Here is a 20,265-nt window from a genome sequence, read left to right as displayed (position 1 = left end):
CTTCTTCCGCCTCCAACCCCATTGGTAAAAACATTGCCCAGGCAATAACGGGCTGTTTTATTGAAAACGGGGTTGACACGGCATTGGCATAGACACTCGTAGGAGCTGTGCACACTACGAGGTCATTAAAGCAGGGCGCTTAGGGAATCAAGCAGATAAAATGGTAGCGGCTCTAATGACTCTAATGAAGCCTATTTCTTAACTCTAGCATCCTGAAATTACTTACAGGATTTCCTAAGGCTAGGTACTGTTAAGGAGCCCATTGCTTTCTTCCTAAATTTTGAATTAGCTGCACTATCAGCCTTCCACTAAAAACCAACAACTATCAACTAACAACTAATTTTAGGTAACTTTGGCGCTTGTAAAAACCGAAGCTACATGAATTTAATTGAAGAACTGCGTTGGCGCGGCATGTTGCAGGACACCATGCCAGGCACGGAAGAACAACTGAACGCAGGCATGACCACCGGCTACATAGGCTTTGACCCTACCGCCTCTTCGCTCCATATCGGCAACCTGGCCACCATTATGCTACTAGTGCACCTGCAACGGGCGGGCCATAAGCCCATTGCCTTGGTAGGCGGCGCCACGGGTATGATTGGTGATCCATCAGGGAAAAACGCGGAGCGTAATCTCCTTTCTGAGGATGTTTTGCGGGCTAACCAGGATGGGATCAGGAAACAGCTGGAGAAATTCCTGCAGTTTGAGGGGGTGCAGAATGCCGCCGAGATCGTGAACAACTATGACTGGTTCAAGGAGTTCTCTTTCCTGGATTTCCTGCGTAACGTAGGCAAGCACCTCACGGTGAACTACATGATGAAAAAGGAGTCGGTGCAGAAACGCATTACCGCCCAAGAAGGCGAAAACGGTGCCGAAGGCCTCTCCTTCACCGAGTTCTCGTACCAGTTGCTGCAAGGCTATGACTACTACCACCTGTACAAGCACAAGAACGTGCGGCTGCAGATGGGCGGCTCTGACCAGTGGGGCAACATCACCTCGGGCACTGAGCTGATTCGGCGTATGGAAGGCGGCAAAGCGTTCGCCCTCACTACCCCCTTGGTGACCAAGGCTGACGGCAGCAAGTTCGGGAAATCAGAGAGCGGCAACGTTTGGTTGGACCCTACCATGACATCGCCTTACAAGTTTTACCAGTTCTGGCTGAACGTAGCCGATGAAGAAGCCGAGAAGTTGGTGAAGCGGTTTACCCTCTTGACTCAACCGGAGATTGAAGCTTTGGTAGCCGAGCACCAGCAGGCGCCGCACCTGCGCATCCTGCAGAAGGCCTTGGCCAAAGAAGTCACCACCACGGTGCACTCTGCCGAGGAGTACGAGAGTGCTGTAGAGGCTTCCCAAATCTTGTTCGGCAAAGGTGACCTGGAAACCTTACGCAACCTACCGGAAGAAACCTTGTTAGCCGTGTTTGAAGGCGTTCCTCAGATTGAAGTGGCTAAAGAAAACATATCAGACGGCACGCCAGCGGTTGATTTCCTTTCTGACCTTACCCAGAACCAGATCTTTGATTCCAAAGGCGAGGCGAAGAAAATGATACAGAACGGCGGGGTGAGCATTAACCGCCAGAAGGTAGGCAAACCAGATGAGGCCTTGTCCCAGGATTTCCTGCAGGGCAAATACCTGGTGGTGCAGAAGGGCAAGAAGAACTACTACCTGGTGAAGGCGGTATAAGAGGAAATTATCCAAATCATCCAAAAACAACTGGCTCCTGTTTTAAGTCTATTTCTTAGGAAATAGGCCTGAAACAGGAGCTTTTCTAATATCATGAGGCATAAAAAAAGGTGGGTTTTAAGACCCACCTTTTTTTATAATATCTTTTCTAAGAGCAACTTATTTTTTGGAAGCACCAGTGTCTTCGCTGTTCTTCATGTCTTGAACTTCCTTGCGGATGTCTTGTGCCATGTTTTTCAGATCTTGCATGCCTTTTCTTACACGAGTACCGGCAGCTGAATTCTTCTTGTCATAGAATTTCTCGAAGTCACCTTCCAGAGACAGAACCAGATCCTTAAGTTTGGAAAAATTGTTCATTAGAGCTTGTTTAAATGGTTTAACATTTCGTTTTATGGCTCTAATATAGGAATTATAAAATAAGGTGCAAAAAAAATAAGCGTTTGTATTATTTTATTAACAAAGTACGATTCTAGGCTGTTACCGGAGATTTCGTGTAAAGACCTTTGTCCAATTTTGCTGAGATAGCCTCAAACGCGGCAATCGTTTCTGCCACATCCTCTAAAGTGTGCATGGCGGTAGGAATCAACCGGAGCATAATCACGTCTTTTGGCACCACCGGATAAACCACAATGGAACAGAAAATACTGTAATTCTCGCGCAGGTCCAAGGTAAGAGCTGTTGCATCAGAGATCTGGCCGTTGAGCAACACAGGGGTCACCGGTGAATTGGTAGTACCCAGGTTGAAGCCCTTTTCCCGTAAGCCAGACTGCAAGGCCTCCACAATCACCCAAAGGTTTTCTTTCAGTTCAGGTTGGGTACGCAGCAACTCCAGGCGCTTCAAAGCCCCTACCACCAGGGTCATGGGCAACGATTTGGCAAAGGTCTGGGAACGCATGTTGTAGCGCAGGTATTCCACCACTTGCTCATTGCTGGCAACAAAGGCCCCAATGCTGGCCATAGACTTGGCGAACGTAGAGAAGTAGATGTCAATGCCATCTTGCACGCCTAAATATTCACCGGTACCGGCTCCGGTTTTCCCCATGGTGCCAAAACCGTGGGCATCATCTACCAGAAGACGGAAGTTGAATTTTTCTTTCAGAGCTACCACTTCCTGCAGCTTGCCAAGGTTACCGCTCATGCCAAACACTCCTTCGGTGATCACCAAGATGGCGCCGCCGCTTTCCTGGGTGAGGCGGGTGGCACGGGTAAGCTGTTTCTCCAGGCTTTCCATGTCATTGTGCTGGTACACGAAGCGCTTGCCTTGGTGCAGGCGCACCCCGTCAATAATACAAGCATGGGATTCGGCGTCGTACACAATCACGTCATGGCGGTCCACCAGGGCATCAATAATAGACACTACGCCTTGGTAGCCGAAGTTAAGCAGGAAAGAATCTTCTTTTTGCACAAATTCCGCTAATTCCTTCTCTAAACGTTCGTGGTTATTGGAGTTACCAGACATGATACGGGCTCCCATGGGCAAAGCCATCCCAAACTCCGCCGCCGCATCTGCATCGGCTTTGCGTACTTCTGGGTGATTTGCCAAGCCTAAATAGTTGTTCAGGCTCCAGGTCAGAACTTCTTTCCCCCTGAATTTCATGCGAGGAGCGATCTCTCCTTCTAATTTAGGGAAAGCGAAATAACCATGGGCGTAATGGGAATGGCTGCCAAGCGGACCGCGGTTGGCCAATAACTTTTCAAATAAATCCACTTTAGATAATGTTAAGGCGGTTAATGATGTGAAGGGCGTGCAAACAACCTTCTTAAATCAAAAATATAAACCTACAAGAGGTAGGCAAATTTACATTGATTGTTCTCAATTACAAAGCCGCTGCCGCAATGGCCACGTAAATTCACCTTTTAACTTTGGCCGTAATCAACTTTCTTTGAAGAACGAACCGAACTGTACCTGCCCCAATGATAAAAATTCAAAAGCTTCTGGTTGCCAACCGTGGTGAAATTGCCCTGCGAGTAATGCGTTCTGCCCGTGAGATGGGCATCAAGACCGTGGCCATCTACTCAGAAGCCGACCGCCAGGCGCTGCACGTGCGCTTCGCCGATGAGGCCGTCTGCGTGGGCCCACCCGCCTCCAGTGCCTCTTATCTGCGGACTGATGTTATTCTGGACGTATGCCAACGCCTGGGCGTGGATGCCATTCACCCCGGGTATGGGTTTCTGTCTGAGAATGCAGGGTTCGCCCGGCAGGTACAGGCGGCGGGAATCACCTTCATAGGGCCTTCGCCCGAAGCCATTGAACTCATGGGCAGTAAATTGGCGGCCAAAGCGGCGGTAGCCAAATACAACATTCCCATGGTTCCGGGCACGGAATACGCCATCACGGATCTTGAGGAAGCCAAAGCCATAGCCACTTCCATTGGGTTCCCCATCCTGATCAAGGCCAGCGCCGGCGGTGGCGGCAAGGGAATGCGTGTGGTAGACCATGTTGCACAATTTGAAGAACAGATGCAGCTGGCGGTCAGTGAGGCCACCTCCGCCTTCGGCGACGGTTCGGTGTTCATTGAAAAATACGTCTCCTCTCCGCGGCACATTGAAATACAGGTGCTGGGCGATACCCACGGGAACATCGTGCATCTATTTGAGCGCGAGTGCTCCATCCAACGCCGCCACCAGAAAGTGATTGAAGAAGCTCCTTCCGCAGTGCTTACCCCGGAGCTGAGAGAACAGATGGGCCGCTGCGCGGTGGACGTGGCCAAGGCCTGCGACTACGTAGGAGCCGGTACCGTGGAGTTCCTGCTGGATGAGAACCTGAACTTCTACTTTCTGGAGATGAACACCCGCCTGCAGGTGGAACACCCGGTAACCGAGCAGATCACCGGTCTGGACCTGGTAAAAGAGCAAATCAAGGTAGCCCAAGGCGCGCCTCTCTCCTTCTCCCAGGAAGATCTCACCATCACCGGACACGCCATGGAACTACGCGTGTACGCCGAAGACCCGGCCAACAATTTCCTGCCAGACATAGGAACCTTGACCACCTACAAACGCCCCCAAGGGCTAGGAGTACGGGTAGATGACGGCTTTGAGGAAGGCATGGAGATTCCCATTTACTATGATCCTATGATTGCCAAACTGGTGACCTATGGCAAAGACCGCCAGGAGGCCATTGAGAAAATGATCAGGGCCATTGACGAATACCAGATCACGGGCATTGAGACAACCCTCTCCTTCGGCAAGTTTGTCATGGAGCACGAGGCGTTCCGGTCAGGGAATTTCGATACCAAGTTCATTGAGCTGTACTTCCAGGATCCCGGTGTTCTAAAGCCGGCTCCTTCTGCTGAGGAAGAGGAGATTGCAGCGGTGTTAGCGGCCCTGTTCGCCGGCCACACTAAAAAAGCCTCTCCTCAGGCTACTGCAACTACGCCAACGTCCGGAATGTCTGACTGGCGGAAGAACAGGTTAAAGTAAACTTCCTCTTCTCTTATTAAACGCTCTGTTTTGCTTCTGTTTATCTAAAAACGGAAGTAAAACAGAGCGTTTTTGTTCTATACCTTTTATTGCCAGAAGCAAATAGAGTGACCCGTTCCCTCATAAAAGTAGGCCCTTGTCATCCAGGTTAGAAACTATGCGAATATCCTTCTTCCCTCTTACTGCCTTACCGTATGTGGTGAGAACAAACCCTAACTTAAAAAAGAGGCTCCGTTGCAGGCTTGTTCTTTGAAAACAAGCCTGAAATGGAGCCTCTCCTATCCTAAAAGTTGATTTAACTATATCAGGTCAAACAGGTTCTTCACCCCCAGGTACCGCTCTTTGGTGAATCCTTCGCCGTAGGTGGCGCCAATGGCATGACCGAACTCCAAGGCCCTGGCTTCCACAAAACGCATGAACTCCGGGGAAGAGATATAAGTAGGCGGTTCAGAGGAGTCTGGATTATCAGCCGTAAAAAACTGGGTTTTGAAGGCCCTGATCGCTTCTACCTTCTTTTCCCAGAAAGGGGTGATATCCACCACCAGGTCTGGGGTGATGTACCGGTCCTGGATGTAATGGTACACGGCTTTCGGGCGCCAGGGGGCTTGGTCAGCCCCGGACTCGTCCTGCGTTTTCACCTGCCGTAAGCCGGCAAAGAAACAAGCCTCAGAAACCAGTTTGCTGCCGCGGCCATGGTCCGGGTGCCGGTCATGGACCGCATTCATCAACACAATCTCTGGTCTGTATTTCCGGATGGCCTGGATGACCTTGCGTTGGTGGGCTTCGTCGTTCTGAAAAAAACCATCGGCCAGGCCCAGGTTCTCCCGCGCATCCAATCCAATTATTGCCGACGCGTCTGCCGCTTCCTGGGCCCGGGTCTCTGGGGTACCTCTGGTGCCCAGTTCGCCGCGGGTAAGATCTACCACGCCTACTTTCTTGCCCAAGGCTTTGTGCACCAGCAAGGTGCCCACGCACCCCAGTTCTGCGTCATCCGGATGGGAGGCAAACGCTACAATGTCCAGCTTCATGAATTTGATTCTTATTTAATACGGAGGCTTCGGCCTACCCGTAAGGTGGTCTTGGCGGAGATCCGGTTTAACCGGGTAATCTGGGAAACCGGCACGCCATACTTACGGGCTATGCTGCCCAATACCTCGCCGCTTCTTACTTTGTGGTACACCACTTTCCTGGCTTTGCTGGCCGAGGAAGATGACGAGGTTTTCTTCGCCTTGTTGTAATAATTGAAGAGGGCCGAGGTAACCTTGAAATTGGCTCCTTTCAGAAGGTAATCCGGGAAATTGTACAGTTCCTCGGGGTCAATAGGGTTTCCCTCGTAGCGAACCTCATAGTGCAAATGCGGGCCCGAGGAGCGGCCTGTACTGCCGCCCCAGCCAATGAGTTCACCCGCTTTCACAAATTGCCCTACTTTGGCAATGGGCTTGCTTAAATGGCCATAAAGCGTCTCCAGCCCGTTCACGTGCCGTACTACCAGGTAATTCCCGTAGCCGCCACCGTCCCACTTAGAGATCCGGACCACGCCGTCAAAAGCGGTTTTCACTGAATCCCCAGTGTCCAGGTCCAGGTCGGTGCCGTAGTGCCACCGATAGCCCCTGAACCCAAAATCTGATGTGACAGGCGTTTCTACCAGCGGCATTTTATAGCCATGCTTGTTGTCATAGAGTTTCAGATCTATGGTGTCTTTCAGCTGCCGGCCGTCTTTGCGGTAAGGGTTGATATTTCGGGTGTCCCAGATGGCGTAGTAGGCGGCAATCTTTACCCAGACGCTGTCGTCCATCTGGATCTGCTCTGATACCTCTATGATGCTTTGTTCCCCCAGGTCCAGCGAGGTGGTGTCTTCACTTACAATAGAGAGCTTCTTCACGGGGTTGAACTGCCCCCGGTTTGGCTGCTCTTTGTCTTGTGACGTTTCCTGCTTGACTTCAACAGCGGTTTCTGGCTTCACCCGCTTTATTCTGGGAGCCTTGCTTCTGAATTCCTTGTTTGTCCTCTTTTTTTGGGCCTGCGCGGTCTGCCCAAAAAAGGCAAAGCAGGCGAGCAAAAGAAAGAAAATTTGTTTTTTAAAAAACATTTAACCCAATTAATCACCGAGCCTCAGGTTGGCAGGCTCGGCTTTAAAACTGAACAAGCCCCTATTTTATTGCCTCAGCAACCCATAGTGGCTTGTTCTTCCTTTATTTTAATGGTCCTCCAGAGAGGCCAGGTACCGTTCTGCGTCCAAGGCGGCCATGCACCCGGTGCCGGCGGCCGTTACCGCCTGGCGGTACACATTATCCTGTACATCGCCACAGGCGAAAACGCCATCCACGTTGGTCTTGGACGTGCCGGCTACCGTTTTCAGGTATCCGCTTTCATCATGCTCCAGGAAAGGCTGGAAAATCTTGGAGTTAGGCTCGTGCCCAATAGCCACAAAGAACCCCTTCACAGTTATTTCTCTGGTTTCACCGGTTACGGTGTCTTTGATGCGGGCACCTTCCACCCCATGTTCTCCCAGGATTTCCTCTGTCACGCTGTTCCAGAGGATCTCAATGTTGGGAGTATTCTTCACGCGGTTCTGCATGATGGTAGAGGCACGCATTTCACTGCGGCGCACGATCATGTACACTTTGGAGCAAAGGTTAGAGAGGTAATGGGCTTCTTCACAGGCGGTGTCGCCAGCCCCTACAATGGCCACTTCCTGGCCCCGGTAGAAGAAACCGTCACACACGGCGCAGGCAGACACGCCGCTGCCGTTCAGGCGCGCTTCAGACTCCAGACCTAACCACTTAGCGGAGGCACCGGTGGCAATGATCACCGTATCGGCTTCTATTTCCTTTTGCTCATCAATGGTCACTTTATGGGGTTTCCCCGAAAAGTCAACGGAAGTAGCGATCCCGTAGCGGATGTCAGCCCCAAAACGGGCGGCCTGCTGGCGGAAATCTTCCATCATCTGGGGGCCGTTCACGCCCGAAGGGTATCCTGGGTAATTCTCAACGTCATTGGTAATGGTCAACTGACCACCGGGCTGAAGGCCCTGGTACATGACCGGCTGAAGACCGGCCCGTGAGGCGTAGATGGCGGCGGTATACCCGGCAGGGCCGGAACCTATGATCAGACATTTTACGCGCTCCTTTTGGTTTTCCATATCAGGTAATAATTTGGGAGTGCAATATTACGAATTATTTTAAAGACACGGCCAGCAAGGCTGGTTTACTATGGTATCCAAATGAAATTAATTTTATACAAGGGATTGAATACCACGCTTTTCCCTTAGAAAGAAGAGGTTTTTCCTCTTCCAGAATAGAACAAAATAGAGGAAGGAAGAATTCTTCGCCTCAAGAATTATCTTTAGACATCTCCCCAGGCCCAGGGTTTAAACCCCTGCTTGAAAACAGGTGCTTTTAAAACGGAGAGAACCTCCTGCCTATTTCAAGCCTTCTTTTTCCAAACCGGAAAGAAACAAAAAAAGCCTTGGTTCCTATTGAAACCAAGGCTTTGGAAAACTTTTCTACGGCTTATCCCAAATAAGGCTTTAAGGCTTTGCTGCGGGAAGTATGGCGTAAACGACGGATCGCTTTCTCTTTGATCTGGCGAACCCGCTCACGGGTAAGGTTGAATTTCTCGCCTATTTCTTCTAAAGTAAGGGAATGCTCCCCGTTCAATCCAAAGTAAAGAGTTATAACATCTGCTTCGCGTTTGGTTAAAGTAGAAAGGGCACGCTGTACTTCTTTGCGCAACGAATCGTTCATGAGGCCGGTGTCAGGAGACTCTTCGTCTTCGTTTTCCAGAACGTCCAATAAACGGTTTTCCTCGCCTTGCACGAAAGGGGCATCCACTGACACGTGGCGGCCGGAGATCTTAAGGGTATCCACTACCTCAGCAGTCGTGAGTTCCAGCACTTCGGCGATTTCTTCCGGTGATGGCTCCCGCTCAAACTTCTGCTCCAGCTCTGAGAAAGACTTGGAGATCTTGTTCAAAGAACCTACCCGGTTCAAAGGAAGACGCACAATCCTGGACTGTTCGGCCAGGGCCTGAAGAATAGACTGACGGATCCACCAAACGGCGTAGGAGATGAATTTGAAACCACGGGTTTCGTCAAAGCGTTTGGCGGCCTTGATCAAGCCCAGGTTGCCTTCGTTGATCAAATCACCCAGAGACAAGCCCTGGTTCTGGTACTGCTTCGCCACCGACACCACGAAGCGAAGGTTAGCTTTGGTTAATTTTTCGAGGGCGAACTGGTCACCTTCTCTAATGCGCTGGGCAAGTGTTACCTCCTCGTCTGGGGTGAGCAAGTCCACCTTACCAATCTCCTGCAGGTACTTGTCTAGGGATTGGCTTTCGCGGTTGGTAATCTGCTTGCTTATTTTCAGCTGTCTCATTGGAGTGTATTTCTATCTGTGTAAATCTCTGTATTGGTTGGCTGTTAGGGTAACACCTCCCTAGGCTCCAAAAGTTCTCTTAAAATGAAATCACCTGCTAACTCTCGTGCTTCCAGACCTGTTTTTGGGAAACAGCCCCAAAACCCGGCCCCTCACGCCCAGGAATTGGAACGTGCGGAGCCGGGTCAATGGTGAAAACCGCTTAGTCTTTCTTAGGGGCAGACTCCTGGCGCTCAGGCTTTGGCAAAAGAGCCTTGCGAGAAAGTTTGAATTTACCGGTCTTAGGATCAACGTCTACCAGTTTCACCTGGATTTCCTCGCCTAATTCCAATACGCCTTCCATGCTTTCCAGGCGCTCCCATTTCACTTCAGAGATGTGCAACAGACCGTCTTTGCCCGGCATGAACTCCACGAACGCACCGTACGGCTGGATAGATTTAACTTTACCGGTGTAGGTATCGCCCACTTCCGGAACGGCTACAATGGCTTTGATTTTTGACACGGCCATCTGCATTGCTTCCTGGTTGGTAGCAAACACGTTCACGTAGCCTTTGTCGTTTTTCTCCTCAATTTGGATAACCGCACCAGAATCACGCTGGATCTGCTGGATCACCTTACCACCTGGTCCAATGATAGCCCCAATGAATTCTTTCTCAATGATGATATTGGTAGAACGCGGGGTATGCGGTTTGAAGTCAGCGTTAGGCTGCGCGATGGTTTTGTTCATCTCGCCTAAGATGTGCAGACGACCATTTCTGGCTTGCGCCAACGCTTGGCCTAAGATCTCAAAGGAAAGACCTTTCACCTTGATGTCCATCTGGCAGGCAGTGATGCCTTTGGCGGTACCTGTAACTTTGAAGTCCATGTCACCCAGGTGATCTTCATCACCCAAAATGTCAGAAAGAACGGCGAAGTTACCAGTTTCCTCGTCCATGATCAGGCCCATGGCAATACCAGAAACCGGGGCTTTGATTTGGATACCAGCATCCATTAAGGCCAGAGTACCGGCGCAAACAGTTGCCATGGAAGAAGAACCGTTTGATTCCAGGATGTCAGAAACGATCCGGATGGTGTAAGGGTTCTCGTCTTCCGCCGGCAATACCTTCTTCAAGGAACGCATAGCCAGGTTTCCGTGGCCTACTTCGCGGCGACCAGTACCACGCATGGGTTTGGCTTCACCGGTAGAGAACGGAGGGAAGTTATAGTGCAGCATGAATTTGTTGTAGCCAGAGAACATGGCGCCATCAATCATCTGCTCATCTAGTTTGGTACCCAAGGTCACGGTGGTCAACGACTGGGTTTCACCGCGGGTGAATACCGCAGAACCGTGCGCCGAGGGCAGGTAGTTGATCTCTGACCAGATAGGACGGATCTCATCCAATGCCCGGCCATCTAACCGGCGACGCTCTTTCAAGACAGCGTCACGAACGGCTTCTTTCTCCGCGTCATGGAAATACTTCCCAATCAAGGCAGCATCATAAGTATGGTCTTCCGGCAAAGAGGCCACAAACTCTTCTTTGATGGCTTTAAAGGAAGTTTTGCGCTCCGCTTTTACAGCATTGCCGGAAGCGGCCACCTGGTAGGCTTTGTCATACACCGCTTTGAAGATCAATTCCTTTAACTCCAGGTCATTGGTCTCATGGCTGTACTCGCGCTTGGTGGTTTTGCCCACCTCCTGGCCAAGCTCCACCTGAACAGCTACCTGTTCTTTGATAGCGGCATGGGCTACACGGATGGCTTCCAGCATGTCTTCTTCAGACACCTCGCTCATTTCGCCTTCCACCATGGCCACGCTGTCAGCGGTACCACCTACAATCAGGTCAATATCGGCACGCTTCAGGTCAGATAACAAAGGGTTGATCTGGAACTGGCCATCAATACGTGCTACGCGCACTTCAGAGATAGGTCCGTTGAAGGGGATATCAGATACGGAAAGGGCAGCAGAGGCAGCCAGAGCCGCCAAGGCATCAGGAAGGATCTCCGCATCGGCAGAAATCAGGTTGATGATCACCTGCGTCTCAGAATGGTAATCATCAGGGAACATAGGCCGCAGGATACGGTCTACCAGACGGCTGATCAGTACTTCATAGTCAGAAAGACGGGCTTCTCTTTTCAGGAAACCGCCCGGTATTTTGCCCGAAGAGGCAAATTTCTCCTGGTAGTCAACAGACAATGGCAGGAAGTCCACACCTTCGCGGGCACCTACGTTTGATACTACCGTAGCCAGCAGCATGGCATTTCCGCACTTCACCACCACAGAACCGTCTGCCTGCTTGGCAAGCTTGCCGGTCTCAATGGTTATATCACGGCCATTGGCCATGCGGATAGTTTTTGTAATAGCGTTATATGACATCGGTCTTGATATAAGATGCAATCAAAGTAAAAGGCACCCAAAGGCAGAGAGCCCAGGGCGCTGAAAGCAAGAAGGGGAAAGCGGAGGCAATAAAAAAGATTAGGGAATCCCGTGTGTGAATTCCCTAATCTCTTACAAATGTTATTTACGAATGCCTAACTCAGCGATAATAGCACGGTAGCGCGTAATGTCGGTTTTAGTCAGGTAATTCAGGAGTCTTCTTCTCTTACCTACCAGTTTCAAAAGACCCAAACGAGTTGAGAAGTCTTTTTTATTTGATTTCAGATGTTCTGTCAGGTGGTTGATCCGGGCAGTGAACAAGGCGATCTGTGATTCAGCAGAACCGGTGTCGGTGGCTGACTTAGAAAAACCGCTGGTTTGGAAGATTTCTTTTTTCGCTTCGGTAGTTAATTTCATTGCGTGTAACTGTACTTGTCTTATGTATCGCAGTTCTGAATATAAGGCGCAAAGTTAGCAAACAAAGCCTAATATTCAAATATTTCATTCAAATATAGAACTGATATTTCTGCTAGAGCGCTTTCTGGCGCCGCAGCCGGGCGGTAATTTTCCGCCAGAAGTCAAATTCCAACAGGTTGGAGTCGTTACGGGCCTGGTACAGGAAGAATAGCCCCACCGGCAGCAGGATCATATTGGCGCCCCACATGCCCAGGGCCACGGGTGCCACTCCTTCCCTGCCCCATTTCTCGCCCAAGATGCTCAACACGTAGTACACAATGAAGAAGGCGATGGAGATGATCACCGGCATGCCCAAGCCCCCCTTCCGGATGATGGCCCCCAGCGGTGCCCCAATCAGGAACATGATGAAACAGGCGAAGGCCTGGGTGAATTTACGGTGGATCTCAATCTCATAGTTGTTCCGCTCCCGCTGGATGGTGGTCAGCCGGGAGGCATAGGAACTGGTAAAGCTCTTCACGTTACGGGCCGCGTTGGCGGCGGTCTGCACGTCTTGCAATGTCACCGCTGGCAGTTTCTTCAAGGGCACAGGCTTTATCTTGAGGGAATCTGCCGTCTTAAGAGTGGAAAAATGGGAAAAGAACGGCCTTACATTAGGCTCCAGCAAAGTGGTTTCTTTGTTGATCTGTTTCTGGAGCGAGTCCGTGACCTGGTTCAGCTGGTCAATGTTCTTCATCATCTTGTTATCTGCGAACCATTGCGAGTTACTGCGCGTCATCTGGAACGAGGAAAGGTTCACCACGATCTTGTTCTTGGTAAAAGCCTGCCGCAGGTACCCGGTGTTCTGCCCAAAACCGTTGGCGCTGCTGGGGCGCTCCTCGGCGAAGGTCTTGCCGTTGAACATCTCCAATACCAGGTACTGGTCGTTGAACTGGGTGTACATCTTGCCTGAATCGGCGAGCATGATCACCGCATTCCCCTGCCCGTTGGAGTGGTCATAGATCATGATGTCTTTGAGCGTTTGTCCGTCTTCAAACTTCTTGCCCACCCTGATGCTGCGGTTAGGTAGGCCATTGTAGAAAGACCCTTCCTTCAGGTCCAACGACGGTTTCTTCTGCCTTATGTCCCACATGAGGCTGTACGCCTTAAGGTTAGCTTTGGGCACAATGGTGTTATGGAAGAAGAAGGCGGCCACCGTCAGGATAACGGCGAAGAAGAAGACCGGCCGCAGCGCCCTAACCAAAGAAATACCGGAGGTTTTGATGGCCGTGAGCTCATGGTGCTCCCCTAGGTTCCCGAAGGTCATGAGCGCCGAAAGAAGGATAGCCAGCGGAAAAGCCATGGGTGCCAGGTTCAGGCTGAAGTAAAACAACAACTCTGAGATCACGGCCACGCCCAGATCCTTCCCAATCAGATCATCCAGGTATTTCAGGATGACCTGCAGGAGCAGAATGAACTCCACTACGGCAAAGGTGAGAACAAAAGGCCCCAGGAAGGACTTAAGGATAAGTTTATCTAATTTTTTCATGCAGTTAAACCGCTTCCCTCCGTGCCGGGTCAAGCGTACGTGACCATCTTCCAGGGGAAAAGTGGCCCAATTTACGAAAAGCGGCCGAAAGCAGGGCTATCCTCCGATCAACTCCCGTAAGGTTAACACCTGGTTGTCCCACAGTTCGGTTAACTGCTCAACGTCTCCCACGTCTGTATAGTCTACCACGCGCAGGAATTGCTCTTGGGTAAGCTCCCCTGATTCAATGGAAAAATCAATGTAGCTGTAGTCATGGGCCTCTCCTTTGTTGGAGTTGGGGAAGGTGAACCGCACCGATTTGTTCATCCGGTGGCTCGTCATTTCAGCAATGTGTTCTTGGTTGTCCCAGATAAGGTGATACCTCCGTTCTCCTATCTGCTTGGCCGCATCACACAACCACTGAGAGAGCCCAGAGGCAGTGCTCAGGTAAGGATAAAGCATCTTGGGCGATGCATTAAGAGGATACTCTCTCACAAACTTAATTTTGCTCATAGACAACAAGGCTAAAAAGGACAGGGTGTAGTACAGGGTCGTGGGGGAATATGCAACTCAATTAAGGGAAAAAATTTTATACAAAAAAACTTGTGTGGTTTTAAATCTTTCCCCTACATTTGCACCACAATTCGGCGGGGTAGCTCAGATGGTTAGAGCGCAGGATTCATAACCCTGAGGTCGGCAGTTCGATTCTGCTCCCCGCTACAAAAGGCTCAATACATTCTGTGTTGGGCCTTTTTTCTTTTCTGCCCCTTCCCCTGCCGTAACTTACTCCCTCTCATTAAAAGGGGTTTCCTACCCTTTCAGAAGGGAAAAAATTTCTCTTTCTACTGTCCCCTGATGTAAGCCTTCTTTTCCTTTTTTAAGCTGAAAACCTGCTAAGGAAAAAGGCCGTCAAACCTAGTAAAGCAACACCTTCCACTACCCGCCCAATAGCTGCTTCTTCCGCCTTTCCAGATTCAATTAATACCTTACCAAACCCATGTTTACCAGTTTAGGTTGAAGTGGTTACCAAACTTGGTTACAGTAATTATCTAGCTTCTTCCTGGCAGAAAGCCTCTTTAAAAGGAGGAGGGTAAAAATACCGCTGCCTAAAAATACAGGGCGAAAGGATAGCCTGGGAGAATGGCTTATGGCAGGACCTCCGTTTGAAGGGTAATTTTCAAAAAAGGGGGCCAAAATAGGAAACTTTAGCCGGGCTTTTAACTGTAAGAAATGGAGGTGATTTCTACTTCCTCCTCATTTTTCCCAAGCTGCACTTTTACGATTTCGCCTAACCTGCCTCCCATTATGGCCTTGGCCAAGGGGGCTACAAAAGCAATTTTCTTTTCTGTGATAGAGGCTTCATCTACGCCTACAATGGTAAAGGTACGCTCCTGGCCTATCTGGCCGCCCTTGCGGGTCTTCATGGTGACAGTAGTTCCAAAGCGGACCTGATCAGGCGCCTGGTGGGCGGCTTCTATTACTTTGGCAGTGGAAATTCTTTGGGTAAGGGCCTGGATCTGGCCTTTAAGGATGGTTAATTGCCGGGTTCGGTTGGCCTCGTCAGATCTGTCCGACTCGGCCTGGCTTCGGGCTTCCTCTAGGTCACGCAGTTCATTCCGCAGTTGCTCCAAGCCATGCGGCGTCACATAATTGGCCGTTCCTGGGGGTAAGGCCGGCCTGGGTGGAATGAGAGGTGCCTCTCCCGAATCGTCTTCTTTTACAAAAGCTCTACTCATGCTTTTTCAAACGCAAGTCCTAAGCTAGTGTTTCCCATCCATGAACAAGCCGCAAAGGTGTGGCAGCTTTATTTTGTTATCTCCCTCTGCCCCTCTACTCCTTTATTTAAAGGAAAAACAATCCATAAAGGAGGAAAACCACTCCATAAAGCCGCTGAGTTGGAAAACGCACCATTGCGCTCTTTACACCAATAAAGGGTAAGTTTTCGCATTTTCTCCCACTATATAACCCTTTGATTTACAACTTTATCCTGCATTCAGTATAAACCGATAACCCAAATGAGCAGCTGCGATGGGTTTTAAATTTTAAGATAGTAAGAAGTTAAAGGGCTTAAAGGAAGGAGTCACGGTTATAAGAACTAACTTTCTTACAACCGTCTGGTATGATAACTTTTAACAATTTTTTGAATTATTTATAAGGGAAGATCCTCATGCGAGCCATAAATAATACTTTTAATCACAAATTTTTTGATTTTTAAATTATTTCTATCAAATCCCAGTCATTCTATGTATTAGAATACTTCAGTAAATATTACAGCCTTCAAGAATGATGTCTCTAATTGCTATATTAGAATTTTAACAATTTTTCACGGTTTTATTTTGTATTTTACATAATAAAAAGTACTTTTAGTTACGGTTTCGGAAACAAAAACCTTAACGCGTGATTTATATAGCAACAGCCCTATTTTTGGCTTAAGGTCAACCTTCTTTCTCTACCCATTTCCTTAGTGGTAGAGTGTATGGATCACACCTCCCCCCTTGCATCAAGGCTCCCCAAGCTACAGTCTTTACTCCAGACTGATTGAAAAAACGAGATTTAGCTGTTACACAATCTAAGTTGTCTGACCACTAAAACAGTTTTTCCTCTTTTTAATCAAAACCAAATAAGAAAAACACTTCCAACCAATCGTTGATTTTATGCTTCAAATCAATGAAGTGTAAAATGTTTCACCAACCTTCCATGAAGGGTAATATCCATTTATGGACTGGGATCACTTTGTGAGGTAGTATCTGAATTACAAAATCTACTCTTCCATTAAATCAAAAAATCATGGTTAATCCTTACAACTATCATTGTCAGGCCAGGACTATCTTGCCTAATTATTCCCTGGGATTCTTACGATACCTGGCTTTCTTCCTGGCCTTTGGTTTCTTTAGCAGCTACGCTAATGGGGAATCCATTCCTGCTTCTGACTCAGACAAAGTCACCGTTTACAGTGGAGGTACCTATACGCCTCCGTCTCCTTGCCCCCCAACACCTTGTGTCAACCGCACCCAGACCCAGGGCGGGTGGGGTGCTCCCCCCAGAGGAAATAACCCTGCTTCTTACCTATATGCAAACTTTGGATCTGCATTTCCTTCCGGGGTACGAGTGGGCGATATTAACCCTTCAGACGATTGCAGAACAGGGAGAACCCTCCTTCTTTCTTCCCCAGAAGCGGTAACAGAATTCCTACCCTCTGGTAGCAGACCTAGAGCCTTAGAAACAAGCTATATAAACCCTGGAATTTCCGGTCCTGATTACAATAACGTATTTGCAGGACAGGTGGTGGCGCTTACCCTTTCCGTGGGGTTTGATAACAACGATGAGAATTTCGGGGCTTCCGATGTTGCCTTGCAGGACATGGTGATTACCACCGGTGCGTTTCAAGGCAAAACCGTTGCCTTTGTTTTAGCTGAGGCAAACAAAGCACTTGCTGGTTGCCCCACCAGTTATTCCCTTTCTCAGTTGCATGAAGCTTTAACATTGATCAATGAAAGCTTTGTAGACGGAGTAGGCTCTAGCTCTTTCATCATGTGTCCGCCACGAATTCCAATTGTCACCCTACGGGATTGCCCAAGGCTGTGCGTGGGCTCCGGCAGGATCACTCTCTCCGGCGGTCAGCCTGAAGGCGGAACTTATTTCATGAGAAATGAGGCGGGCACTTTTGTGGCAGTAACTACCTTCGACCCTGTCAACGCAGGAGACTTCGAGGTGATTTATCAATATACTGACCCTAGATCCGGTTGCAGAGCCGAGGCAAGATGCACCATCAGGGTGAACGACAGACCACGGGTTACTTTGCGGGAATGTCCTAGGGTATGTGTGGGTTCAGGTAGATTCACGCTCTCCGGCGGGGAGCCAAGCGGCGGCACCTACTTCGTGAACGGTGCGGAGGCCACCACCTTTGATCCTCAGGCACCAGGTGATTATGAACTTGTTTACCGCTACACTGACCGCGAAACCGGCTGCCGTGGCGAAGCCAGATGCATTATCAGGGTCAACGACAGACCCCGAGTAACCCTTCCCGAATGCCCTAGGCTGTGCGTGGGCTCCGGCAGGATTACCCTTACCGGTGGTCAGCCAGAGGGCGGCACTTACTTTGTGAACGGCGTGGAGGCCACCACCTTTAATCCCGAAGCACCGGGCAACTATGAGCTGGTTTACCGCTACACAGATCGTGAAACTGGCTGTCGTGGAGAGGCTCGTTGCACGATAGTTGTCAATGAAAGACCACGCGTTACGCTTCGCGAGTGCCCTCGGCTTTGTGTGGGCTCAGGAAGAATCACTCTTTCCGGTGGGGAACCTGCCGGCGGAACCTACTTTGTTAATGGCGTAGAAGCGACCACCTTCAATCCCGAAAGTCCAGGTGATTATGAGCTGGTCTATCGTTACACTGACCGTGATACCGGTTGCCGAGGCGAAGCCAGATGCACCATCAGGGTAGTGGACAGACCACGCGTTACTTTACGGGAATGCCCTAGGGTATGCGTAGGCTCAGGAAGAATCACGCTCTCCGGCGGGGAGCCTGCTGGCGGTACTTATTTCGTTAATGGAGAGGAGGCCACCACCTTTAATCCCGAAGCACCAGGCAACTATGAACTTGTTTACCGCTATACTGACCGTGAGACCGGTTGCCGTGGTGAAGCAAGATGCACGATAGTTGTCAATGAGAGACCGCGTGTAACTCTACGCGAGTGCCCTAGAGTGTGCGTGGGTTCAGGTAGGATTACTCTTTCCGGTGGGGAACCTGCTGGCGGAACTTACTTCGTGAATGGACAGGAGGCTACTACCTTTAACCCAGAAAATCCAGGTGAGTACGAACTGATCTACCGCTACACTGACCGCGATACCGGTTGCCGAGGCGAAGCCAGATGCACCATAAGGGTGTATGAAAATCCAAGAGTCAGAGTAGAGACCAGTCCTTCCTACTGCGTAAGAAATGTAGCTACGGTTAGGATTACTGCTACCGCAAGTGGAGGATCAGGAAGCGGATATACTTTTGACTGGACAGTACCAGCAGGGGCCATGGATCCAGGAAATGTGGCAAGCTTTGATGCAACGGTACCTGGCACCTACAGCGTGGTGGTAACCGATGACCGACGCTGCACCGGTTTTGGATCAGTAACTCCTCGGTTTGACCGTTGCCGTCCATTGGCAGGTTGCACTCCTGGGTACTGGAAAAACCACCATCAGTCATGGGGATGCGGGTATGAACCAGGTACTTCCTTCTTTGGAGTGTTTGGTATAAGCCAAACCCGTGGATTAAGCTCAGGCCTTACCCTTGATGGAGCATTGAATGAAGGTGGTGGTGGCTATTCTGCCTTGGTTCGCCATGCCACAGCTGCGCTTTTGAATGCCTGCCACAACGGTGTCAACTACCCCTATGAACGAAATGATATCCTACAAGCAGTAGCAAGCGCCTTTAACAATGGCACGGCCACTTTGGGCGGAACCTACTACGGAAGTGTGGAAGCTTTGAAAAACGAATTGGACAGAGCCAACAACCTAGGTTGCCCGCTCAACAATTCCAACTTTGATCCTGGTTCAACCTCTTCCTCCTCTGCCATTGCTATCACAGGTAAAACAGGTAGATCTAGCATTGAACTACGGGCCTTCCCTAACCCCTTCACTGAATCGGCCACCCTTGACTTTACCATTGGGGAAGCGGGCGAGTATTCTTTAGTGCTCCATGACATGAAAGGCAGATTGGTGCGGCAGGTAAGTGCAGGAAAAGCAGAAGCAGGCAGAAGCTACAGCTTCAACCTAGACGGAAGCTTACCAGCAGGTATCTACCTGGCCAAACTGAGAATCAACAACCAAACTAAAACCATCAGAATCATGCACAGGAAATAAGCGGATACCGTTTATGACCTAAAAATAAAAAAGGCCGGAGCTTTCGCTTCGGCCTTTTTTGATGGGACTCATGGTCGGTACAAGATGGGGGCTCAATGCCGTTTAGCTCTAGATTTTTCAGAAACAGGTCCAAAACATTAAGCCGGCCTTCACCTTACCCCATTACCTCCACTACTGCCTGTAGTGGCAAGCCTCAACTTATTTTTTAATCACCTTTTTCACCTCATTCAACCCTTTGCCTTTTAAATGGATAAAGTAAAGGCCGTTGGTCAGGTTCTCCAGAGACAAGGTTTGGGTGATTTCCTCCGGCTGTTTTTTCAAGGAAATATTTTTCAGGATCCGGCCTGATGCATCCATCAGGATGATCTGCAGGTCTCCTACTATTTTACTTCCAATCTGCACTTGCACCTTGTCAGTGGTAGGGTTAGGGTACACCGACCAGGTAAGGGCAAAAGCATCCTCCTTCAATAGGGCAGGATCAGCTACTTGCGCGGAAGACATGCCCGTAGCTCCCATTGCACCAGTAGTGGCTTCGAACCAGTTGAGGTTCCAGCCGCCCCTGGGGGCGAAGAGGCGCAGGGTCTGCTCGCCGGCCGGCAAGGTTACCGTGGCGCGCAGGGTGGCGTAGGTCTGCCAGCCGCCAGTGGCCGGTACCGGCA

General features: G+C 49.9%; 15 protein-coding genes and 1 tRNA gene. 4 read left to right on the top strand and 12 right to left on the bottom strand.

Annotated features, from left to right (window positions below):
• Positions 1-378: 378 nt before the first annotated feature.
• On the top strand, positions 379-1,683 hold the full coding sequence (gene tyrS, locus FOE74_RS08305; protein ID WP_149098147.1) for a tyrosine--tRNA ligase: 1,305 nt from the start codon (positions 379-381) through the stop codon (positions 1,681-1,683).
• A 159-nt stretch (positions 1,684-1,842) separates the two neighbouring features.
• On the opposite strand, the gene FOE74_RS08300 is transcribed toward tyrS, so the two are convergent.
• Complete coding sequence (locus FOE74_RS08300) at positions 1,843-2,040, bottom strand: histone H1 (protein WP_149098146.1); 198 nt, start codon at positions 2,038-2,040, stop codon at positions 1,843-1,845.
• Between the two features lie 112 nt (positions 2,041-2,152).
• The gene (locus FOE74_RS08295; protein ID WP_149098145.1) at positions 2,153-3,391 is read right to left on the bottom strand and encodes an aminotransferase class I/II-fold pyridoxal phosphate-dependent enzyme; all 1,239 of its coding nucleotides are present in this window, start codon (positions 3,389-3,391) and stop codon (positions 2,153-2,155) included.
• Between the two features lie 206 nt (positions 3,392-3,597).
• Between FOE74_RS08295 and accC the strand changes: the two genes are divergently transcribed.
• Positions 3,598-5,103 carry an acetyl-CoA carboxylase biotin carboxylase subunit gene (gene accC, locus FOE74_RS08290; RefSeq protein ID WP_149098144.1) on the top strand — a complete coding sequence of 502 codons (1,506 nt, stop codon included), beginning with the start codon at positions 3,598-3,600 and terminating at the stop codon, positions 5,101-5,103.
• A gap of 299 nt (positions 5,104-5,402) precedes the next feature.
• Here accC and bshB1 read toward each other — a convergent pair whose 3' ends face one another.
• From bshB1 to FOE74_RS08250, 8 genes are all read right to left on the bottom strand, one after another.
• On the bottom strand, positions 5,403-6,131 hold the full coding sequence (bshB1, locus tag FOE74_RS08285; RefSeq protein WP_149098143.1) for a bacillithiol biosynthesis deacetylase BshB1: 729 nt from the start codon (positions 6,129-6,131) through the stop codon (positions 5,403-5,405).
• Positions 6,132-6,142: 11 nt separating this feature from the next.
• Positions 6,143-7,066 (bottom strand): peptidoglycan DD-metalloendopeptidase family protein, encoded by a 924-nt coding sequence (locus tag FOE74_RS08280; protein ID WP_225840743.1) that lies wholly within the window; start codon positions 7,064-7,066, stop codon positions 6,143-6,145.
• Between the two features lie 234 nt (positions 7,067-7,300).
• Positions 7,301-8,245: a thioredoxin-disulfide reductase gene (trxB, locus tag FOE74_RS08275; RefSeq protein ID WP_149098142.1), complete on the bottom strand. Its 945-nt coding sequence runs from the start codon at positions 8,243-8,245 to the stop codon at positions 7,301-7,303.
• 370 nt (positions 8,246-8,615) lie between these two features.
• Complete coding sequence (locus tag FOE74_RS08270; RefSeq protein ID WP_048920485.1) at positions 8,616-9,479, bottom strand: sigma-70 family RNA polymerase sigma factor; 864 nt, start codon at positions 9,477-9,479, stop codon at positions 8,616-8,618.
• 202 nt (positions 9,480-9,681) lie between these two features.
• Positions 9,682-11,832 (bottom strand): polyribonucleotide nucleotidyltransferase, encoded by a 2,151-nt coding sequence (pnp, locus tag FOE74_RS08265; RefSeq protein WP_149098141.1) that lies wholly within the window; start codon positions 11,830-11,832, stop codon positions 9,682-9,684.
• A 141-nt stretch (positions 11,833-11,973) separates the two neighbouring features.
• Positions 11,974-12,249: a 30S ribosomal protein S15 gene (rpsO, locus tag FOE74_RS08260; RefSeq protein WP_062545232.1), complete on the bottom strand. Its 276-nt coding sequence runs from the start codon at positions 12,247-12,249 to the stop codon at positions 11,974-11,976.
• 112 nt (positions 12,250-12,361) lie between these two features.
• Positions 12,362-13,774 carry an LptF/LptG family permease gene (locus FOE74_RS08255; RefSeq protein WP_149098140.1) on the bottom strand — a complete coding sequence of 471 codons (1,413 nt, stop codon included), beginning with the start codon at positions 13,772-13,774 and terminating at the stop codon, positions 12,362-12,364.
• A 96-nt stretch (positions 13,775-13,870) separates the two neighbouring features.
• Entirely contained in the window at positions 13,871-14,266 is a 396-nt protein-coding gene (locus tag FOE74_RS08250; RefSeq protein WP_225840742.1) for an START-like domain-containing protein, read from the bottom strand.
• A gap of 133 nt (positions 14,267-14,399) precedes the next feature.
• On the opposite strand from FOE74_RS08250, the gene FOE74_RS08245 reads away from it, so the two are divergent.
• Positions 14,400-14,473: transfer RNA gene (locus FOE74_RS08245), tRNA-Met, on the top strand.
• Positions 14,474-14,970: 497 nt separating this feature from the next.
• On the opposite strand, the gene FOE74_RS08240 is transcribed toward FOE74_RS08245, so the two are convergent.
• Entirely contained in the window at positions 14,971-15,489 is a 519-nt protein-coding gene (locus tag FOE74_RS08240) for a GreA/GreB family elongation factor (protein ID WP_149098138.1), read from the bottom strand.
• A 1,546-nt stretch (positions 15,490-17,035) separates the two neighbouring features.
• On the opposite strand from FOE74_RS08240, the gene FOE74_RS08235 reads away from it, so the two are divergent.
• Complete coding sequence (locus FOE74_RS08235; RefSeq protein WP_188686526.1) at positions 17,036-19,606, top strand: T9SS type A sorting domain-containing protein; 2,571 nt, start codon at positions 17,036-17,038, stop codon at positions 19,604-19,606.
• 198 nt (positions 19,607-19,804) lie between these two features.
• On the opposite strand, the gene FOE74_RS08230 is transcribed toward FOE74_RS08235, so the two are convergent.
• Positions 19,805-20,265: T9SS type A sorting domain-containing protein (locus FOE74_RS08230; protein ID WP_149098136.1), on the bottom strand; the 461-nt coding region annotated here is incomplete at its 5' end.

The organism is Rufibacter glacialis (assembly GCF_008271745.1).
Lineage (GTDB): Bacteria > Bacteroidota > Bacteroidia > Cytophagales > Hymenobacteraceae > Nibribacter > Nibribacter glacialis.
This window is presented reverse-complemented; position numbering and strand designations above follow the sequence as displayed.

Excerpts from the sequence above, each read along its gene's own strand:
- tyrS (WP_149098147.1), top strand. The coding sequence starts at position 379 with ATGAATTTAATTGAAGAACTGCGTTGGCGCGGCATGTTGCAGGACACC.
- FOE74_RS08240 (WP_149098138.1), bottom strand. The coding sequence starts at position 15,489 with ATGAGTAGAGCTTTTGTAAAAGAAGACGATTCGGGAGAGGCACCTCTC.
- FOE74_RS08250 (WP_225840742.1), bottom strand. The coding sequence starts at position 14,266 with ATGAGCAAAATTAAGTTTGTGAGAGAGTATCCTCTTAATGCATCGCCC.
- bshB1 (WP_149098143.1), bottom strand. The coding sequence starts at position 6,131 with ATGAAGCTGGACATTGTAGCGTTTGCCTCCCATCCGGATGACGCAGAA.
- FOE74_RS08300 (WP_149098146.1), bottom strand. The coding sequence starts at position 2,040 with ATGAACAATTTTTCCAAACTTAAGGATCTGGTTCTGTCTCTGGAAGGT.
- FOE74_RS08255 (WP_149098140.1), bottom strand. The coding sequence starts at position 13,774 with ATGAAAAAATTAGATAAACTTATCCTTAAGTCCTTCCTGGGGCCTTTT.
- accC (WP_149098144.1), top strand. The coding sequence starts at position 3,598 with ATGATAAAAATTCAAAAGCTTCTGGTTGCCAACCGTGGTGAAATTGCC.
- FOE74_RS08270 (WP_048920485.1), bottom strand. The coding sequence starts at position 9,479 with ATGAGACAGCTGAAAATAAGCAAGCAGATTACCAACCGCGAAAGCCAA.
- rpsO (WP_062545232.1), bottom strand. The coding sequence starts at position 12,249 with ATGAAATTAACTACCGAAGCGAAAAAAGAAATCTTCCAAACCAGCGGT.
- pnp (WP_149098141.1), bottom strand. The coding sequence starts at position 11,832 with ATGTCATATAACGCTATTACAAAAACTATCCGCATGGCCAATGGCCGT.
- trxB (WP_149098142.1), bottom strand. The coding sequence starts at position 8,245 with ATGGAAAACCAAAAGGAGCGCGTAAAATGTCTGATCATAGGTTCCGGC.